Annotated in this window: 13 protein-coding genes; 4 read left to right on the top strand and 9 right to left on the bottom strand. The window is 74.0% G+C overall.

Annotated elements, in window-relative coordinates; genetic code table 11:
* Nucleotides 1–144: 144 nt before the first annotated feature.
* Entirely contained in the window at nucleotides 145–1,605 is a 1,461-nt protein-coding gene (gene argH, locus SPI96_RS08630) for an argininosuccinate lyase (protein WP_321081960.1), read from the bottom strand.
* 125 nt (nucleotides 1,606–1,730) lie between these two features.
* Complete coding sequence (locus tag SPI96_RS08625) at nucleotides 1,731–2,972, bottom strand: argininosuccinate synthase (RefSeq protein ID WP_321081959.1); 1,242 nt, start codon at nucleotides 2,970–2,972, stop codon at nucleotides 1,731–1,733.
* A gap of 647 nt (nucleotides 2,973–3,619) precedes the next feature.
* On the opposite strand from SPI96_RS08625, the gene rpf reads away from it, so the two are divergent.
* Complete coding sequence (gene rpf / locus SPI96_RS08620) at nucleotides 3,620–4,543, top strand: resuscitation-promoting factor Rpf (protein WP_321081958.1); 924 nt, start codon at nucleotides 3,620–3,622, stop codon at nucleotides 4,541–4,543.
* 261 nt (nucleotides 4,544–4,804) lie between these two features.
* On the opposite strand, the gene SPI96_RS08615 is transcribed toward rpf, so the two are convergent.
* Genes SPI96_RS08615 through argC form a run of 6 tightly spaced genes read right to left on the bottom strand, consistent with a single transcriptional unit; the run spans nucleotide 4,805 to nucleotide 10,744 of the window.
* Nucleotides 4,805–5,290, bottom strand: a complete 486-nt coding sequence (locus tag SPI96_RS08615) for an arginine repressor (protein ID WP_321081957.1) — start codon at nucleotides 5,288–5,290, stop codon at nucleotides 4,805–4,807.
* Nucleotides 5,290–6,273: an ornithine carbamoyltransferase gene (gene argF, locus SPI96_RS08610; protein ID WP_321081956.1), complete on the bottom strand. Its 984-nt coding sequence runs from the start codon at nucleotides 6,271–6,273 to the stop codon at nucleotides 5,290–5,292. The genes SPI96_RS08615 and argF overlap by 1 nt, the downstream gene beginning before the upstream one ends.
* A complete protein-coding gene (locus SPI96_RS08605; protein WP_321081955.1) occupies nucleotides 6,270–7,571 on the bottom strand; it encodes an acetylornithine transaminase in 1,302 nt (433 codons plus the stop codon). The genes argF and SPI96_RS08605 overlap by 4 nt, the downstream gene beginning before the upstream one ends.
* Nucleotides 7,568–8,536 carry an acetylglutamate kinase gene (gene argB / locus SPI96_RS08600; protein WP_321081954.1) on the bottom strand — a complete coding sequence of 323 codons (969 nt, stop codon included), beginning with the start codon at nucleotides 8,534–8,536 and terminating at the stop codon, nucleotides 7,568–7,570. Before argB ends, SPI96_RS08605 begins: the two co-directional genes overlap by 4 nt.
* Before the next feature lie 10 nt (nucleotides 8,537–8,546).
* Nucleotides 8,547–9,707, bottom strand: a complete 1,161-nt coding sequence (gene argJ, locus SPI96_RS08595; protein WP_321081953.1) for a bifunctional glutamate N-acetyltransferase/amino-acid acetyltransferase ArgJ — start codon at nucleotides 9,705–9,707, stop codon at nucleotides 8,547–8,549.
* Nucleotides 9,704–10,744, bottom strand: coding sequence for an N-acetyl-gamma-glutamyl-phosphate reductase (argC, locus tag SPI96_RS08590; RefSeq protein WP_321081952.1), 1,041 nt, complete (start codon nucleotides 10,742–10,744; stop codon nucleotides 9,704–9,706). Before argC ends, argJ begins: the two co-directional genes overlap by 4 nt.
* Nucleotides 10,745–10,850: 106 nt before the next feature.
* Between argC and SPI96_RS08585 the strand changes: the two genes are divergently transcribed.
* The 3 genes from SPI96_RS08585 to SPI96_RS08575 all read left to right on the top strand — a co-directional run bounded on the left by SPI96_RS08585 (nucleotide 10,851) and on the right by SPI96_RS08575 (nucleotide 17,321).
* Entirely contained in the window at nucleotides 10,851–11,858 is a 1,008-nt protein-coding gene (locus SPI96_RS08585) for a quinone oxidoreductase (protein WP_321081951.1), read from the top strand.
* 139 nt (nucleotides 11,859–11,997) lie between these two features.
* The gene (locus SPI96_RS08580) at nucleotides 11,998–15,942 is read left to right on the top strand and encodes a Pls/PosA family non-ribosomal peptide synthetase (RefSeq protein WP_321081950.1); all 3,945 of its coding nucleotides are present in this window, start codon (nucleotides 11,998–12,000) and stop codon (nucleotides 15,940–15,942) included.
* On the top strand, nucleotides 15,939–17,321 hold the full coding sequence (locus SPI96_RS08575) for a M1 family metallopeptidase (RefSeq protein WP_321081949.1): 1,383 nt from the start codon (nucleotides 15,939–15,941) through the stop codon (nucleotides 17,319–17,321). Before SPI96_RS08580 ends, SPI96_RS08575 begins: the two co-directional genes overlap by 4 nt.
* Here SPI96_RS08575 and SPI96_RS08570 read toward each other — a convergent pair.
* On the bottom strand, nucleotides 17,287–18,111 hold the full coding sequence (locus tag SPI96_RS08570) for a 4'-phosphopantetheinyl transferase superfamily protein (protein WP_321081948.1): 825 nt from the start codon (nucleotides 18,109–18,111) through the stop codon (nucleotides 17,287–17,289). The genes SPI96_RS08575 and SPI96_RS08570 overlap by 35 nt on opposite strands.
* Nucleotides 18,112–18,136 lie beyond the last annotated feature (25 nt).

Below are 18,136 nucleotides of genomic sequence, written 5' to 3'. Positions count from 1 at the left end.
CCCACCCGCGGCGCCGGGGGGGGCGCGGCGGGCCCCCCCCCCCCCCCCCCCCCCCCCCCCCCCGTCCGCATGAGGAGACCGCAGCCCGCCCGAGAAAGGACGGCACCGGAAGAGGGGCGGCATCCCCGGAGGGGGCAGTGGGCCTCAGCGGGCGTCGACCACCGAGCCGGACGTCTCGGACCACCGCCGCAGCGGAGCCATCGTCCGGCGCAGCGCCTCAACCTGCGCAGCGACCGCCCTCGGCGCCGTGCCGCCCTGCGCATCGCGGGAGGCGAGCGAGCCCTCCGTGCTGAGCACCTCGCGGACCTGGGGGGTCAGCGCCGGGGCGATCGCGGCATACTCCTCGTCCGTGAGGTCCCACAACTCCACCCCGCGCGCCTCGGCGGCCTTCACGGCCTCACCCGAGAGCTCATGGGCCTCGCGGAACGGCACCCCCTGGCGGACCAGCCACTCCGCGACATCGGTGGCCAGCGCGAAGCCCTGCGGAGCCAGCTCCGCCATCCGCTCGGTCTGGAACTCGAGGGTGGCGATCATGCCGGACACCGCCGGGAGCAGCAGCTCCAGCGTGTCCGCGGCGTCGAACACCGGCTCCTTGTCCTCCTGCAGGTCCCGGTTGTAGGCCAGGGGCATGCCCTTGAGCGTGGCCAGCAGCCCCGTGAGGTCGCCGATCAGGCGCCCCGCCTTGCCACGGGCCAGCTCCGCGACGTCCGGGTTCTTCTTCTGCGGCATGATCGACGAGCCCGTGGAGTAGGCGTCGTGCAGGCGGACGAAGCCGGCCTCCTTGGTGGCCCAGAAGATGACCTCCTCGGAGATCCGGGACAGGTCCACACCGATCATGGAGGCCACCCACGCGAACTCCGCGTAGACGTCCCGGGCCGCCGTGCCGTCGATCGAGTTCCACACCGCCGAGGCGAAGCCCAGCTCGGCCGCCACCGCGTTCGGGTCCAGCCCCAGCGAGGAGCCGGCCAGCGCGCCGGAGCCGTACGGGGACACCGCGGCGCGGGCATCCCAGTCCACCAGGCGCTGCAGGTCCCGGGCGAACGCCCACGCGTGGGCCAGCAGGTGGTGGGAGAGCAGCACCGGCTGGGCGTGCTGCAGGTGGGTGCGCCCGGGCATGGGTGCGTAGGGGTGCGCCTCCGCCTGGCCCAGCAGTGCGTCCACCGTGGCGATCACACCGCGGGCCACGATGCGGGCGTGGTCGCGCAGGAACATGCGCCCGAGCGTGGCGACCTGGTCGTTGCGGGAGCGGCCGGCGCGCAGCCGGCCGCCCAGCTCGGCGCCGGCACGCTCGATGAGGCCGCGCTCGAGGGAGCCGTGCACGTCCTCGTCGGAGGCGGCCGGGGCGTAGGCGCCGCTGCGGACGTCCCCCTCGAGGCGGTCCAGGGCCTCGATCATGCCCTCGAGCTCCTCGGCCGAGAGCAGCCCGGCGGTGTGCAGCACACGGGCGTGGGCGCGCGAGCCGGCGATGTCATAGGGGGCCAGGCGCCAGTCGAAGTGCGTGGACTTGCTCAGTGCGGCCAGCGCCTCAGAGGGGCCCCCAGCGAAGCGGCCGCCCCACAGGGCGCCCTCGTTCGTGCCGTGCCGGGCCTCGGGGTTCTCGGTCATCTGATGGTTCTCCTCGTCTCGGGACGACGTCGTGGGGCTCAGGGCCGCGGGCCGGGCCCGGGCCGAGGGGCACACGACGGCGGCCGGCCCGGATCCGGGCGGGCCGCCGTCGTGCGCGGGAGCGGTCAGTCGTTGCTCAGGCGGGCGACGTCGCCGAGGTCCGCAGCGCCGCTGAGGCGCTGCTCGCGCTCCGAGGCGGTCTTCGCGGACAGGCCGTAGATGTCGATGAACCCGCGCGCGGAGGACTGGTCGAAGGCGTCGCCCTCGTCGTAGGTGGCGAGGTTGAAGTCGTACAGGCCGGTCTCCGAGCGGCGGCCCTGGACGGTGGCGCGGCCCCCGTGGAGCTCGAGGCGGATCTCGCCGTTCACGTGCTCCTGGGTGGCCTCGATGAAGGTGTCCAGGTTGCGCTTGAGCGGGGAGAACCACTGGCCGTCGTAGACCAGCTCGGTCCAGCGCTGGTCCACGGTCTTCTTGAACCGGGCCTGCTCGCGTTCGAGAGTGACGTTCTCGAGCTCCTTGTGGGCGGCGATGAGGGCCATTGCGCCAGGGGCCTCGTAGATCTCGCGGGACTTGATGCCCACGAGACGGTCCTCGACGATGTCGATCCGACCGACGCCCTGGGCGCCGGCGCGGCGGTTGAGCTCCTCGATGATCTCCAGCGGGGAGAGGGCACGGCCGTCAAGGGCGGTGGGCACGCCGCGCTCGAAGGCGATGGTCACCACGTCCGGGGCCGGCGGGAAGGAGGGGTCGTCGGTGTAGTCGTAGACGTCCTTGGTGGGGCCGTTCCAGATGTCCTCGAGGAAGCCGGTCTCGACGGCGCGGCCCCACACGTTCTGGTCGATGGAGAACGGGTTCTTCTTGGTGGTGACGATCGGCAGCTCGTTGCGCTCGGCGTACTCGATGGCCTTGTCACGGGTGAGGGCGAGGTCGCGCACGGGGGCGATGCACTTCAGATCCGGGCCGAGGGTCTGGATGGACACCTCGAAGCGCACCTGGTCATTGCCCTTGCCAGTGCAGCCGTGGGCCACCGTGGAGGCGCCGAACTGGCGGGCCGCGGCCACGAGGTGGCGGGCGATGACCGGGCGGGAGATCGCGGACACCAGCGGGTACGCGTCCATGTAGAGGGCGTTCGCCTGCAGGGTGGGCATGCAGTACTGCTCGGCGAACTCGTCGCGGGCGTCCGCGACGTAGGCCTCGACGGCACCGCAGTCCAGGGCGCGCTGACGGATAGTCTCGAGCGACTCGCCGCCCTGGCCCACGTCGACGGCGACCGCCACGACCTCGGCGCCGGTGGCCTCGGCGATCCACCCGATGGCCACCGAGGTGTCCAGGCCACCGGAGTAGGCGAGGATGATGCGTTCCTTCACGGGTTCTTCTCCTTATATTGGCGGCGTCCGCTCACGGCGTCCGCCGGGGGCGGACAGGGCGCCGCCGCAGGACGTGATCGTGCCTGACCCTACCGGCCTCGTGCATATCTATGCAATACGGCGAATAACCCCGCGTGGTGGAGAGGGGCACACACGGGGAGTGCGACTCCTGCACACTCCGACAGAGGGCGGGTTACACATCGGTAACATGTCATGCGATGCGGGCTGTTCACAGGATTGGAGCCGTCCGACGCCCTTGACCGTGGGGTCTGAGTCTCGGCCGGGGAGACATACCCCCCTCTTCCGGGTCGTCGAATGGACGGATCGTCATCGCTCTGCCTCGATCAGATGGAATCGTCCATTCCAGGGGCACCAGGAGTCGTTCTCCACCGGTTTCCCACATGCCGATTTGACGAGTCCCCCCTCCCCGGCGTTGACTCTTCCGTAGCCGATTCGTGATCCAACCGTTACCGAACGGCCCCGGCCAGCCCGGAGCCACGGCAACACGGACCTCGACTCGAACCACTCCCCCGGAGCGCCCGCCAGCGGGTCGTCTCGGTCCGGAGGAGTCTTTGACCCGACCAAGGAGTAGACGACCCCGGCGTGGACACACGCTGCACGGCAGGATCTCGACCCCCTCTCTCACCATGGCTCTCTTCACCTCTTCCGCCTCCCGCTCCCGCCGCGCCACCGCCTCGATGGTGGCCGGCATGACCCTGGCCGGCGCCGCTGCCGTGGGCTTCTCCGCCCCCGCCAACGCCGCGTCCCTGGCCACCTGGGACAAGCTCGCCCAGTGCGAGTCCGGCGGCAACTGGTCCATCAACACCGGCAACGGCTTCTACGGCGGCCTGCAGTTCCACCCCGTCACCTGGACCGCTATGGGTGGCTCCACCCCGCTGGCCAGCCAGGCTTCCAAGGCCGAGCAGATCGCCATCGCCGAGAAGGTCCTGGCCATCCAGGGCTGGCGTGCATGGCCCGGCTGCTCCGCCAAGCTCGGCCTCACCGCCGCCGACGCCCAGGGCACCTCCTCGGTCGCTGTCGAGCGCACTGCCACCGTGCAGCGCCAGGCCGACGTCGCCGCCCAGCGTGCCGCCGCTCAGAAGGCCCAGGCCGAGCAGGCCGCCAAGCAGGCCGCTGCTGAGAAGGCCGCCGCCAAGCAGGCTGCCGCAGAGCGTTGGGCCGCCAAGCAGGCTGCCGCCCGCGCCGCCGCCGCCGAGCGCGCCCAGGCTCAGCGTGCCGCCGCTGCCGAGCGTGCCGCCGTCGCCCAGGCCCAGGCCCAGGCCCAGGCCGAGCGCGCCGCCGAGCGCGCCGAGGCCCAGCGTGCCGCCCAGGCCGCCCGCGTCTCCGCCGCCGAGCAGGCCGCCGCCGCCCGCGTCAACGCTGAAAACAAGGCCGCCCTGGACGCCGCCGCGGACACCGTGTTCGTCAAGCCCGGCGACAGCCTGTGGAGCATCGCGCGTGCGAACAACGTCGAGGGTGGCTGGGCCGCTCTCTACGAGGCCAACAAGCACATCGTGGAGGACGCCAACGTCATCTACGTCGGCCAGGAGCTCGTTCTCCCCCAGGCCTGATGCAGCGAGGGCTTGAACCCGCAGCACCGCAGACATGACTGTGGCCCCCATCCTCTCGGATGGGGGCCACAGTCATGTCCCCCAACGCTTCCCCCTCAGCTCCCAGAAACCCCCAGCGCCCGGGCGACAGTCCAGCAGTGCAGGACCGCTAGAATGTCGCCCGGGCGCTGGGGAAAGGGGGTGGGGGTGCGTGCGGTGGGTGGGGTGCGGCGGGTGGAGTAGGTGAGTATGGGTGCAGGCAGGTGGTGGGTGCAGGAGGGGTCAGCCAGCCAGGCTCAGCAGGTAGGCGGCCACGGCAGGGGCCGAGTCGGCGCTCGGGGTGATCAGCAGGATCGTGTCGTCCCCGGCGATCGTCCCCATCACACTGTCCACGCGTGCCTGGTCCACCACGGAGGCGAGGAACTGGGCCGCGCCAGGAGGCGTGCGCAGCACCACGAGGTTCTCCGTGGGCTCGGCCGAGATGAGCAGTTCCCGGGACATGCTCGCCAGCCGTCCCACCTGGGACTCGGTGCTGCGGCCGGGCACGGGCTCCTCACCCTCCGCCGGCACGGTATACACGAGGCCGCCCGGCCCGCGCATGCGCACGGCGCCCAGATCCACCAGGTCCCGCGAGAGGGTCCCCTGGGTGACGGACAGACCCTGCTCGGCGAGCACCTCCGACAGCTCCGACTGCGAACGGACCTCGCGGGTGGCCAGGACATCACGGATCGCCGCCTGCCGGGCCGTCTTCGTCGTCGGAGTGGCCATCAGCGCGGATCCTCGGCCAGGCCGGAGCGGTACAGCAGCCAGGCCATGAGCGCCTTCTGAGCGTGCAGCCGGTTCTCGGCCTCGTCGAACACCACGGACTGCGGGCCGTCGATGACGTCCTCGGTGACCTCGTACCCGCGGTAGGCGGGCAGGCAGTGCAGGAAGATCGCGCCTTCAGCCGCGCGGGCCATGGCCGCCGCATCCACGCGGTAGTCGGTGAACAGCGTCAGCCGCTGCTCCTTCTCGTCCTCCTGGCCCATGGAGATCCAGGTGTCCGTCACCACGACGTCGGCCCCGTCCAGGGCCTCGGCGGCGTCGGTGGTCACGAGCACGGACCCGCCGGTCTGCACGGCCCGCTCGCGCGCGGCCTCCACCACGTGCTCGGCGGGCAGGTGGCCCTCCGGGCCGGCGATGCGCACGTGCATGCCCGCGGTGACCCCGCCCAGCAGGTACGAGTGGGCCATGTTGTTGGCGGCGTCGCCCAGGTAGACGAGGGTGCGCCCGGCGGTCTCGCCCAGGTGCTCGCGCACCGTGAGCAGATCCGCGAGGATCTGGCACGGGTGGTAGTCGTCCGAGAGCGCGTTGATCACGGGGACCGAGGAGTGCTCGGCCATCTCCTCCAGCCCGGACTGGGCGAAGGTGCGCCACACGATGACCCCGACCATGCGCTCAAGGACGCGGGCGGTGTCCGCCACGGACTCCTTGTGGCCCAGCTGCGACTCGCCCGGGTTCACGATCAGCGGGCTGCCGCCCAGCTCGGCGATGCCCGCCGAGAACGACACCCGGGTGCGGGTGGAGGTCTTGTCGAAGAAGACGATGCCCGTGCGCGGGCCGGCCAGCGGCCGGTGCAGGAAGCGGTCCTGCTTCATCTGGGCCGCCAGGTCCAGCACCTCGGCCTGCTCGGCCGGGGTCAGGTCCGTGTCCACCAGGAAGTGGCGCACGGGCACGGCGGGACGGGACGGGGACTGCGGTGCGGGGGTCACGGGTGCTGCTCCTCAGGGTGGTCGGACACGCCGAGCGCGGCACCCACCAGGGCGGGCAGCTGCTCGGCGAAGCGGTCGAGGTCCTCGACGGGGACGGTGAGCGGGGGCGCCAGACGCAGGGTGGCCGGGCCGGTGGCGTTGAGGATCCAGCCGGCCTCCAGGCCCGCGCGCACCACGGCCGGGGCCAGGCCGCCCTCGGGCGCGCCGGCGGACGGGACGGTCAGGTCCACCCCGATCCACAGCCCATGGGCGCGCACGGCCTGCACCTCATCCAGGGCGGTCAGGCGCTCGGCCAGGCGCTCGCCGGCGCGGCGGACGTGCTCGAGCAGCCCCTCTCGCTCGACGGTCTCGACCACCGCCAGACCCGCGGCGGCCGCCACGGGGTTGCCGCCGAAGGTGGTGCCGTGCTGGCCGGGGCGCAGCAGCGTCGAGACCTCCTCACCGACGCAGATCAGCGCACCGATCGGCACTCCCCCGCCCAGGCCCTTGGCCAGGGTGACGGCGTCCGGAACCACGGGGGCGTCGTCGCCGGTGACCTGCGGGTTCTGGAAGGCGAACCACGTGCCCGTGCGGCCCATGCCGGACTGGACCTCGTCCAGGATCATCAAGGCTCCGGCCTCGGCGGTGGCCTCCCGCACCTGGCGCAGGTACCCGGCGGGCCAGCCGTGCACGCCGGCCTCGCCCTGGACGGGCTCGAGGATCACGGCGGCCACCGTGCGGCCCTGCGCGTCCGGGGCCAGGGCCGCACGCAGAGCCCCGGCGTCGCCGCCCGGAATGAACTCCACCCCGCCGGGCAGCGGCTGGAACGGGGCCCGGTAGACCTCCTTGTGGGTGAGCGCGAGGGCGCCCATCGTGCGGCCGTGGAAGGCCCGCTCCATGGCGATCACCCGCGTCCGGGCCCCGGAGGGGTCCTCGGCGCCGTGCCGCCGGGCCAGCTTGAAGGCGGCCTCGTTGGCCTCGGTGCCGGAGTTGGCGAAGAAGACGGTGGAGCCGATCGGGGCGCCGGCGCGCTCCAGCAGCGCCTCGGCGAGCCGGATCTGCGGCTCGGAGGCGAACAGGTTGGAGATGTGCCCGAGCGTGCTCAGCTGCCCGGCCACGGCCTCCACGAGCGCCGGGTGGGCATGGCCGAGCGCGTTGACCGCGATCCCCGCGAGCAGGTCCACGTACTCGGTGCCGTCCGCGTCCCACACGTGGGCGCCCTCACCGCGCACGAGGATGCGGGCCGGGCGGCCGAACACCCCCGTCAGCGATGCCGTGTAGCGCCCCAGCAGGGCGTCCTGGCCGTGGGGCGCGCTCATGCGTCCTCCTCCTGGTCGGGGTCCGGGTCCGGCACCACCTGGGTGCCCACGCCCGCCGAGGTGAACACCTCGAGGAGCATCGAATGGGGGCGGCGGCCGTCCACCACGTGGGCGCGGTCGACGCCGGCGGACACCGCGTGCAGGCAGGCCGCCATCTTGGGGATCATGCCGGACTGCAGCCGGGGCATGAGCTCGCGCAGCTGGCCGGCGGTGAGGGAGCTGATGAGCGAGTCCCGGTCCGGCCAGTTCGCGTAGAGGCCCTCGACGTCGGTCAGCAGCACGAGCTTGGAGGCGCCCAGGGCAGCAGCCAGGGCCGCGGCGGCGGTGTCCGCGTTCACGTTCAGCACGGCACCGGTGGGCTCACCGTGCCGGTCGATCTCCGGGGCGACCGAGGAGACCACGGGGATGCGGCCGGCGTCGAGCATGTCCCGGATGGCCCCGGGCTCGACCTCGGTGACCTCCCCCACCAGGCCGAGGTCCACGGCGGCGCCGTCGACCACCGTTCCGGTGCGGCGGGCGCGGAACAGCCCGGCGTCCTCACCCGAGGAGCCCACAGCGTAGGGCCCGTGCGCGTTGATCAGCCCGACCAGCTCGCGGCCGACCTGGCCGGTGAGGACCATGCGCACCACGTCCATGGCCTCCGGGGTGGTGACCCGCAGGCCGCCGCGGAACTCGGATTCGATGCCCAGGCGGTCCAGCATCGCGCCGATCTGTGGGCCGCCGCCGTGCACCACCACGGGGCGGACTCCCACATGGTGCAGGAACACGATGTCCTCGGCGAAGGCCCGGCGCAATGGCTCGGAGACCATGGCGTTCCCGCCGTATTTGAGCACCATGGTGGTGCCTGCGAACCTCTGGATCCATGGGAGGGCCTCGATGAGCACCTCAGCCTTGGAGGAGGCCTGCTCGAGGCGCTCAGCCGTGGAGAGCAGGGGCACGGTGGCGGTGGTCGGGTCGTCGGTCATGGGCGGGTCCTCACGTGGAGTAGGCGGAGTTCTCGTGCACGTAGTCGTGCGTCAGGTCGTTGGTCCACAGCTCGACGACGGCGTCGCCGGCGTGCAGGTCGATCTCCACGCGCACCTCGCGCCCGGACAGGTCCACGCCCTCACGCGGTTCGCCCACGCCGGCGGCGCGGCAGACCTGCACCCCGTTGAAGGAGACGTCCAGGGCATCGGCATCGAAGGGGGCGACGCTCTCGGGGACGGTGCCGACCGCGGAGATCACCCGACCCCAGTTGGGGTCCTGGCCGAAGATCGCGGCCTTGAACAGGTTGGAGCGGGACACGGCGCGGGCGACGGCCTCGCCGGCGTCCTCGGAGGAGGCGTTGACCACCCGGATCAGGACCTCGTGCGCGGCCCCCTCGGCGTCGGCGACGAGCTGGCGGGCCAGGTCCGCGCAGACCTCCCGCACGGCCTCGGCGAAGCTGTGCCGGTCGGGGGCGGTCGCGGCGGCACCGGAGGCGAGCAGCAGGACGGTGTCGTTCGTGGACATGCAGCCGTCCGAGTCCACCCGGTTGAAGGTGGTGCGCACGGCCTCGCGCAGGGCGGCGTCGAGGTCCGCGGCGGGGACGTCGGCGTCGGTGGTGAGGACGCAGAGCATCGTGGCCATGCCCGGGGCGAGCATGCCGGCGCCCTTGGCCATGCCGCCGACCGTGTACCCGTCCCGGCGCACCAGGGCGGTCTTGGCGACGGTGTCCGTGGTCATGATGGCGGTGGCCGCGGCCCCGCCGCCGGCAGTCGAGAGCCCCTCGACGGCGGCGTCGACCCCGCTGAGCAGGCGGTCCATGTCCAGGCGCTCGCCGATCAGCCCGGTGGAGCACACGAGGATGTCCCCGGCCGAGAGGCCGAGGGCGGCGGCAGTGTGCTCGGCGGTGCGGTGGGTGTCCTGGAATCCGGGGTGGCCCGTGGCGGCGTTGGCACCGCCGGAGTTGAGCACGACGGCGTCCGCGCGACCATCGGCGAGAACCTGCCGAGACCAGCGCACGGGGGCGGCGGCCACCCGGTTGGAGGTGAACACGCCGGCGGCGGCGCGAGAGGGGCCCTCGTTCACGACGACGGCCACATCCGGCTTCCCGGAGGGCTTGAGGCCGGCGGTCACGCCGGCGGCGCGGAAGCCCTGTGCTGCGGTGACGCTCACGGTGCGACCCCCTGGATCTCGAGCCCGGCCCGCTCCGGCAGGCCCAGGGCGATGTTCATGGACTGCACGGCACCGCCGGCGGTCCCCTTGGTGAGGTTGTCGAGGGCGGCAGTGACGATCACACGGCCGGCGTGCGGGTCCACCGCCAGCTGCATGGCCACATGATTGGAGCCGAGCACGGACTTGGTGGTGGGCCACTGGCCCTCGGGCAGCACGTGCACGAACGTCTCGTCCGCGTAGGCGGCCTCCCAGGCGGCGCGGACCCGGCCGGCGTCGACCCCGGGACGCAGGCGGGCTGTGGCGGTGGCGAGGATGCCGCGGGCCATGGGGGCCAGGGTGGGCGTGAAGGAGATCTGCACCGGCTCCCCGGCGGCCTGGCCCAGACCCTGCTCGATCTCGGGGGTGTGGCGGTGGCCGCCGCCGACGCCGTAGGGGCTCATGCCGCCCATGACCTCGGAGCCGAGCAGGTGGGGCTTGAGGGCCTTGCCCGCACCCGAGGTGCCCGAGGCGGCCACGATGACGACGTCCTGCGGCTCGAGCAGGCCGGCGGCGAAGCCGGGGGCGAGGGCGAGGATCGAGGTGGTCGGGTAGCAGCCGGGCACGGCGATGCGGCGGGTGCCGGCCAGGCGCTCGCGCTGGCCGGGCAGCTCGGGCAGGCCGTAGGGCCAGGTGCCGGCGTGCTCGCCGTCGTAGAACCGCGCCCAGGCATCGGCGGACTCGAGGCGGTGGTCGGCTCCGGCGTCGATCACGAGGGTGTCCGGGGAGCGCTCGGCGATCTGGGCCGCGAGCGCCCCGGAGGCACCGTGGGGCAGAGCCAGCACGACGACGTCATGCCCGGCGAGGACCTCGGCGGTGGTCTCCTGGAGGATGCGGTCGGCGAGGGTGTGCAGGTGGGGCTGGAGCGCGCCGAGGCGCTCGCCCGCGTGGGAGTGTGCGGTGACGGCGCCGACGGTGACATGGGGATGCGCGACCAGGAGGCGCAGCGCCTCCCCTCCCGCGTAGCCGGTGGCGCCGGAGACGGCGACGGTGTGGGTCATGCCGCCATGCTAGCGCAACTATGCGGCGGCTGGAATATCTATGCACCCGGGGGTGCGGCGGGCGAGTGCTCCTACCGTGTCCCCCGCACCTCGTAGAGTGCGCCCCATGAGCCCGACGAGCACCTCCCCCGCCGATCTGCCCCACACCCACCATGCCGTCGTCGCCACCGGCGCCGGCGGCCCCGAGGTCCTCGAGTGGACGCAGGTGCCGGTGCCCGAGCCCGGCCCCGGGCAGGTGCTGGTGCGCACCGCCGGCGTCGGGCTGAACTTCATCGACACCTACCGGCGCTCCGGGGTGTACCCCGTGGACTTCCCCTCGGTGCCCGGCACGGAGGCCTCCGGCACTGTGGTGGCCCTCGGGGAGGGGACGGACCGGGCCCTGCTGGGCACCCGGGTGGCGACGGCGGCGGCCCAGGGGGCGTACGCAGAACACTTCACCGCAGACGCCGACTCCCTGCTGCCCGTGCCCCAGGGAGTGGACCTCACCGAAGCCGCAGCCCTGCCTCTGCAGGGGATGACCGCCCACTACCTGTGCCGATCCACCTTCCCCGTGACCGAGGGGCAGACAGCCGTGGTGACCGCCGGCGCCGGCGGTGTGGGGCTGCTTCTGACGCAGCTGGCGGCCGCATGCGGCGCGCAGGTGGTGACGGCGGCCTCCACCGAGCACAAGCGCGAGCTCTCCCGCCGGGCCGGGGCGACGGCGTCGGTGGACTACGCGGATCTGCGCGCCACGGTGCAGGAGCTCACGGACGGCGAGGGCGCGCACGTGGTGTACGACGGCGTCGGGAAGGACACCTTCGAGGATTCCCTGGCCAGCCTGCGCCCGCGCGGAATGCTGGTGCTGTTCGGTGGGGCCTCCGGGCAGGTGCCCCCGTTCGACCTGCAGCGGCTGAACTCCGGCGGGGGCCTGTTCGTGACCCGCCCCTCCCTGACCTGGTACACCCGCACCGCCGAGGAGACTCGCGGCCGTGGCGAGGAGCTGTTCGAGGCCTGGGCGGCCGGGCGGCTGAGTGTGCGGATCGGCGAGCGGGTGCCGCTGGCGGAGGCGGCGCACGCCCACACGCTGCTGGAGTCGCGCTCCACCACGGGCAAGGTGCTGCTCACCCTAGACTGACCCTGCCGGCCCGGCACGACCGGGCCGTGCTGCGCGCCCGCCGCACCGACCCGCCTGCCGTGGAGGCCCCGTGACGCCCGACGCCCCCCGCCCGCCCCGTGTCCTCCCGCCGGCCCCACAGCCGCCGCATGCACCCCAGATGCCCGGGTCGGACCGCACCCCGGAGTCCCGCACCCTGATGGACGTGCTGGAGGCGACCGCCCGAGCCCACCCGGACGCCCCCGCCCTCGACGACGGCGCCTCCTGCCTGACCTACGCGGAGCTGCAGGAGCGCGTGCTCGCCACCGCCCGGTTTCTCGCTGACCAGGGCGTCGGCGCCGGAGACCGCGTGGGGGTGCGCATCCCCTCGGGCACGGCCGCGCTGTACGTGTCGATCCTCGCGGTGATGGCCGTGGGCGCCGCCTACGTGCCAGTGGACGCGGACGACCCCGAGGAGCGCGCCGCACTCGTGTTCGGGGAGGCCCAGGTGGCCGGCGTCCTGACGGGTGAGCGCGAGCTCGTGCCCGGCACCGTCTCCGACCGCGACGCCCACCCCGAGGCCCGGCCCCCGCTGCCGGAGGACGACGCATGGATCATCTTCACCTCCGGCTCCACCGGCACCCCCAAGGGGGTGGCCGTCTCCCACCGCTCGGCGGCGGCGTTCGTGGACGCCGAGGCCCGGCTCTTCCTCGTCGACGACCCGCTCGCCCCCGGGGACCGGGTGCTCGCCGGGCTCTCCGTGGCCTTCGACGCCTCCTGCGAGGAGATGTGGTTGGCCTGGCGCCACGGCGCCTGCCTGGTGCCCGCCCCGCGCGCCCTGGTCCGCTCCGGCATGGACCTGGGCCCGTGGCTGGCCGAGCGGCGGATCACCGCGGTGTCCACCGTGCCCACCCTCGCGGCCATGTGGCCCACCGAGGCCCTCGCGAACGTGCGCCTGCTGATCTTCGGCGGTGAGGCCTGCCCACCGGACCTCGCCGCCCGACTGGCCGTGCCCGCCCGCGAAGTCTGGAACACCTACGGGCCCACCGAGGCGACCGTGGTGGCCTGCGCCGCCCCGTTGACCGGCCAGGGCCCCGTGCGCATCGGCCTGCCCCTGGACGGCTGGGACCTGGCCGTCGTCGACCCCACCACCGGTATACCCGTGGACGAGGGGCGGACCGGCGAGCTGATCATCGGCGGCGTGGGCCTGGCCCGCTACCTGGACCCGGCCAAGGACGCCGAGAAGTACGCGCCGCTGCCCACACTCGGCTGGGAACGCGCCTACCGCTCCGGCGACCTCGTGGTCTTCGACCCGGCCGGCCTGCTGTTCGTGGGCCGCGCCGACGACCAGGTCAAGCTCGGCGGCCGCCGCATCGAGCTCGGCGAGGTGGACGCCGCCCTCCAGAACCTGCCCGGCGTGCAGGGCGGGGCCGCCGCAGTGCGCTCCACCCCCTCCGGCACGCAGCTGCTCGTGGGCTACCTCAAGCCCACCAGAGACCTCGACTCCTTCGACACCACTGCCGCCCACGAACGCCTGGCAGAGGAGCTGCCCGCCGCGCTCGTGCCCCGGCTCGTGCTCGTGGAGTCCCTACCCACCAAAACCTCGGGCAAGGTGGACCGGGCCGCTCTGCCCTGGCCCCCGCCCGGCCAGCAGGACCAGGACGCCGGCCCCGAGCCGGACGAGAGCACCCCCCGCGGCTGGGTGCTGCGACAGTGGGCCGACGTGCTCGGCTCCGCCCCCGCCGACGACGACACCGACTTCTTCACCTCCGGCGGCGGCTCCCTGGCCGCCGCCCAGCTCGTGGCCCGACTGCGCGCCCGGCACCCCGCCGTGACGGTGCAGGACGTCTACCGCCACCCCACCGCCGGCGAGCTCGTGGCCGCCGTCCTCGGGGAGGACGGCTCCGGCGCAGACATCGAGGTCCACGAGCGCAGCGTGACCGGCACCCGCCGCCGCACCCAGTGGGCGCAGACCCTCGTGAGCATCGCCGCGTTCGTCCCCCCGGCCCTGCGGCTGGGCGTGTGGGCCGGGCTGGCCGTGAACCTGCTGGCCCTGACCGGCCTGGCCCCCGGCCTGCCCACCGTGCCCTGGTGGGCGCTCGCGATCGTCGGCCTGGCCGTGATCACCGCCCCCGGGCGCATGCTCGTGGCCGGGCTCACCGCCCGCGCCCTGCTGCACGGGATCGGCCCCGGCGCCTACCCCCGCGGCGGCCGCGTGCACCTGCGCCTCTGGCTGGCCCAGCACGTGACCGACCTCGTGGACCCGTACTCCCTGGCCGGCGCCGCGTTCATGCCCACCTACGCCCGCCTGCTCGGCAACCGGGTGGGCCGGGACGTGGACCTGCACTCCGTGCCCCCGGTCACCGGCCTGCTGGAGGTCGGCGAGGGCGCCTCCATCGAACCGGAGGTGGACCTGTCCGGGCACTGGGTGGACGGGGATGTCCTGCGGGTGGGCCGGATCCGCATCGGGGCCGGGGCCGTCGTCGGCTCGCGCTCCACCCTGCTGCCGGGCACCCGGATCGGCTCCGGCGCCCATGTGGAGGCCGGCTCCACGGTGGTCGGGCGCCTGCGCGCCGACGTCCGCCACGCCGGCTCCCCCGCCGCCAAGGTCGGCCGCGTGCCCGACGACGGCCCCAACGTCGCCCCGCCCCGCGCCACCGGCTGGCGGGCCGTCTCCACGGTGGGCTCCACCGTGCTGGCCCTGCTGCCGCTGGTGGCCGTGGCCGCCGGCGCCGCCGTCGCGGCCTGGAGCCTCACCTGGTGGCCGCCGGCCCCCGAGGCCACGACGCCGCTGGCCGCCGTCACACTGACCGCCGGACGGCTGCTGGCGGCCTCCCCGCTGATCGCCGCCGCCTGGTTCCTCACCCAGGCCCTTCTCGTGCTAGGGGCTGTGCGCCTGCTCGCCGTGGGCATCACCCCCGGCCACCACCCCGTCCGCTCCCGTGTGGGCTGGCAGATCTGGGCCACCGAACGCATCCTCGACACCGCCCGCGACCAGCTGTTCCCGATCTACGCCTCCCGCTTCACCCCCGTGTGGCTGCGCCTGCTCGGCGCGGAGATCGGCCGCGGCGTGGAGGCCTCCACCGTGGTGCTGATCCCCTCCCTGACCCGGGTGGGCGACGGCGCCTTCCTGGCCGACGACACCATGGTCTCCTCCTACACGTTGCGCGACGGCTGGATGCACGTGGGCCGGGCCAAGATCGGCAAGCGCTCCTTTGTGGGCAACTCCGGCATGGTCCCCGGCGGGCGTACCCTGCGGCGCGACTCCCTCGTGGCCGTGCTCTCCGCCGCCCCCGCCAAGACCAAGCCCGGCACCTCCTGGATGGGGTCGCCGCCGGTGCGCCTGCGCCGCACCGAGGTGGCCGCGGACACCGCACTCACCTACGACCCGCCAGCCCGGCTCAAGGCAGCACGCACCGCCTGGGAGGCCCTGCGCGCCATCCCCGTGGTGCTGCACGTGGCCCTGACCGTGCTCACCGGCGCGGCGCTCGCGGCCCTGGCCGCGTTGGGCTCCTGGCTGCTGCCGCTCGTGCTGGGCGGGGTGGTGATGCTGGCCGCCGGCGCACTGGCCGCGGCCCTGACAGTGGCGGCCAAGTGGGTGTTCGTGGGCCGGATCCGCCCCGGCGAGCACCCCCTGTGGTCCTCGTTCATCTGGCGGAACGAGGTGGCGGACACGTTCACCGAGTTCCTCGCTGCCCCCTGGTTCGCCCGGGCCGCCGCCGGCACCCCCGCCCTGGTGTGGTTCCTGCGCGGCATGGGTGCCACGATCGGCCGGGGCGCCTGGGTGGAGTCCTACTGGCTGCCCGAGGCAGACCTGGTGACCCTCGGCGACGGTGCCACCGTGAACCGCGGCTGCGTGGTGCAGACCCACCTGTTCCACGATCGCGTGATGTCCCTGGACACCGTGGAGCTCGCCCCGGGCTCCACCCTCGGCCCGAACTCCGTGGCCCTGCCCGCCGCCCGCCTGGGCGAGGGCACCACGGTCGGGGCCGGGTCCCTGGTGATGCGCGGCGAGGAGCTGCCCGCCGGCACCTGGTGGCTGGGCAACCCGGTGGCCCCCTGGCGCCGGCCCGGCCGGACCCCTCGCACCGAACGAACCCGCACGGAAGGAGCAGCCCGCCCGTGAGCACCGACCCCTACGTCCCCGGTGTCGGCACCGACGCCGCCGTCCTGCGCCACATCGAGGCGGTGCTGGATGTGCGCCTGGCCGCGAACCGCCTGGCCGGCACCGTCCGCCTCCGCCTGCGCCTGGCCCGTGAGGTCGATGCGGTGGAGCTGGACCTGCACCAGCGGCTGGCCGTCAGCTCGGTGCAGGCGACCACCCCGGTGGGGGCAGGGCCGGTGAAGGCCCGCCGCCCGCCCAGGGCCCCGCACCGGCTGCACGTGCCGCTGGGTGCAGCCCTGCCCGAGGGCACTGTGGTGGAGCTGGAGATCGCCTACGCAGGCTCCCCCGCGCCCCGCCGCAGCCCGTGGGGCACGATCGGCTGGGAGGAGCTCACAGACGGGGTGCTCGTGGCCGGGCAGCCGCACGGGGCCTCCACCTGGCTGCCGTGCGTGGACTCCCCCGCGGTCAAGACGACGGCGGACATCACCGTGACCTGCGACGCCGGCTACCTGCCCGTGGCCAACGGGCGCGGCGAGCAAGTGCGCACGCGCGGGTCCCGGGTGACGTGGCGGTGGCGCCTGGACCGCCCGGTCTCCCCGTACCTGCTGACGCTGCAGATCGGCCGGTACCGCCGGACCGCCCTGCTGCCGGCGGGGCTGTCCTCGTCGACCCCCGCAGCGGAGGAGGTGGCCGCCCCGGCCGTGCCTCCGCTGCGTCTGGTGGCGCCGCCGTCGTTGGAGCGCCGGGCCCGGACGGCGTTCGCGGACCAGGCCCGCATGGCCGCCGTGTTCGCGCAGGCCTACGGACCGTACCCGTTCGAGGACTACACCGTGGTGGTGGCAGACGACGAGCTGGAGATCCCCCTCGAGGCCGCCGGGATGTCCCTGTTCGGCAGGAACCACCTGGACGGCTCGTGGGAGTCCGAGCGGCTGATCGCCCACGAGTTCTCCCACCAGTGGTTCGGCAATTCCGTGACGCTGGCCCGTTGGTCCGACCTGTGGCTTCACGAGGGGTTCGCGTGCTGGTCCGAGTGGCTGTGGGCGGAGGCCTCCGGCCGCTCCACCGTGGAGACCATGGCCCGCCGCGCCTGGGAGGGGCTGCGCCGGAAGCCGCAGGACCTGGTGATCGCCGACCCCGGCCCGCAGGACATGTTCGACGACCGCCTGTACAAGCGCGGTGCCCTCACCGTGGCCGCCCTGCAGGCATTGCTGGGCCCGGAGGTGTTCAGCCAGGCGCTGCGGGAATGGACCACGAAGCACCGCCACGGGACGGTGACCACGCCGATGCTGCGGGAGCACCTGCACTCCTGGGCGCCGAGCGCGGCCGTGAGCACGCAGGCGGTGGACGAGGTGCTGGAGGCCTGGCTCATGCGCCCGGAGCTGCCCGCCCTGTCCGTCTGACCCTCAGGCTCAGGCCCCTGCCCTGGCCGGGGACGGCCGGGGCGGTACGCAATGCGACGGCGCCGACGACGCCCGGAACCCCGACCACGCCGGGAACACCGACCATGCCGGGAACCCCGACGAGGCCGGCAACGATCGAGCCTGCGGAAGGCGCCGGGACGATGCCGGACAGGTCCGACAGGTCGATCAGACAGGTCCCGGCCGGCGGGTGCAGCGCCGCCACCGCGGACGGGTCCCCGGTGAACCCCGTGCCGGCGGCCTTGACGAGCGCTTCCTTGCGCGTCCAGAGCCGGGCCCTGCCCCACGCCCGCTCGGGTTCCGGGAGGGCACGCAGCCAGACCTGCTCGGCTGGGTCGAAGGCCACGGCACCGAGCGCGTCGTCACTGCCGAAGGCCTGGGCCCCCACGGGTTCGAGGTCCACCCCGATCCCAAGGCACGCCCCCGGGCCGCCGCACCGGCCCTGCCCGGCCTCGGACGGCGGCGCCCACCAGGCGGCCACCCGATGCACGGACCCGTCCGCCCCGCGCAGATGCGTGAAGGAGACGACGGCGCACCGCCCCTCCGGCAGCCCCGTCAGCCTCGGTGCCCCGTGGTCGCGGGCCCCACAGGCCGGGCAGTGACGGGCCACCCCCAATGGGCCGACCCCGTGCCCCCACACCGCGGCGAGCGCGGCCCGCACCTGCGCGAGCAGCGCCGCCGAGACGACCTCGGCCGCCCCCGCAGAGGCGGGGACGGCCGAGGTCAGGCCCCAGGGGCCGGCGTCGAGCGCGGGCTCAGCGCTGGAGAGCACGGGCTCAGTGCGGAAGGGCCTGGGG

Origin of the sequence: Micrococcus sp., assembly GCF_034179925.1 — a bacterium.
Lineage (GTDB): Bacteria > Actinomycetota > Actinomycetes > Actinomycetales > Micrococcaceae > Micrococcus.
This window is presented reverse-complemented; position numbering and strand designations above follow the sequence as displayed.

Coding starts and splice junctions, on each gene's coding strand:
- SPI96_RS08605 (WP_321081955.1), bottom strand. CDS start 7,571: ATGAGCGCGCCCCACGGCCAGGACGCCCTGCTGGGGCGCTACACGGCA.
- argC (WP_321081952.1), bottom strand. CDS start 10,744: ATGACCCACACCGTCGCCGTCTCCGGCGCCACCGGCTACGCGGGAGGG.
- SPI96_RS08615 (WP_321081957.1), bottom strand. CDS start 5,290: ATGGCCACTCCGACGACGAAGACGGCCCGGCAGGCGGCGATCCGTGAT.
- argB (WP_321081954.1), bottom strand. CDS start 8,536: ATGACCGACGACCCGACCACCGCCACCGTGCCCCTGCTCTCCACGGCT.
- SPI96_RS08580 (WP_321081950.1), top strand. CDS start 11,998: ATGCCCGGGTCGGACCGCACCCCGGAGTCCCGCACCCTGATGGACGTG.
- argH (WP_321081960.1), bottom strand. CDS start 1,605: ATGACCGAGAACCCCGAGGCCCGGCACGGCACGAACGAGGGCGCCCTG.
- rpf (WP_321081958.1), top strand. CDS start 3,620: ATGGCTCTCTTCACCTCTTCCGCCTCCCGCTCCCGCCGCGCCACCGCC.
- SPI96_RS08585 (WP_321081951.1), top strand. CDS start 10,851: ATGAGCCCGACGAGCACCTCCCCCGCCGATCTGCCCCACACCCACCAT.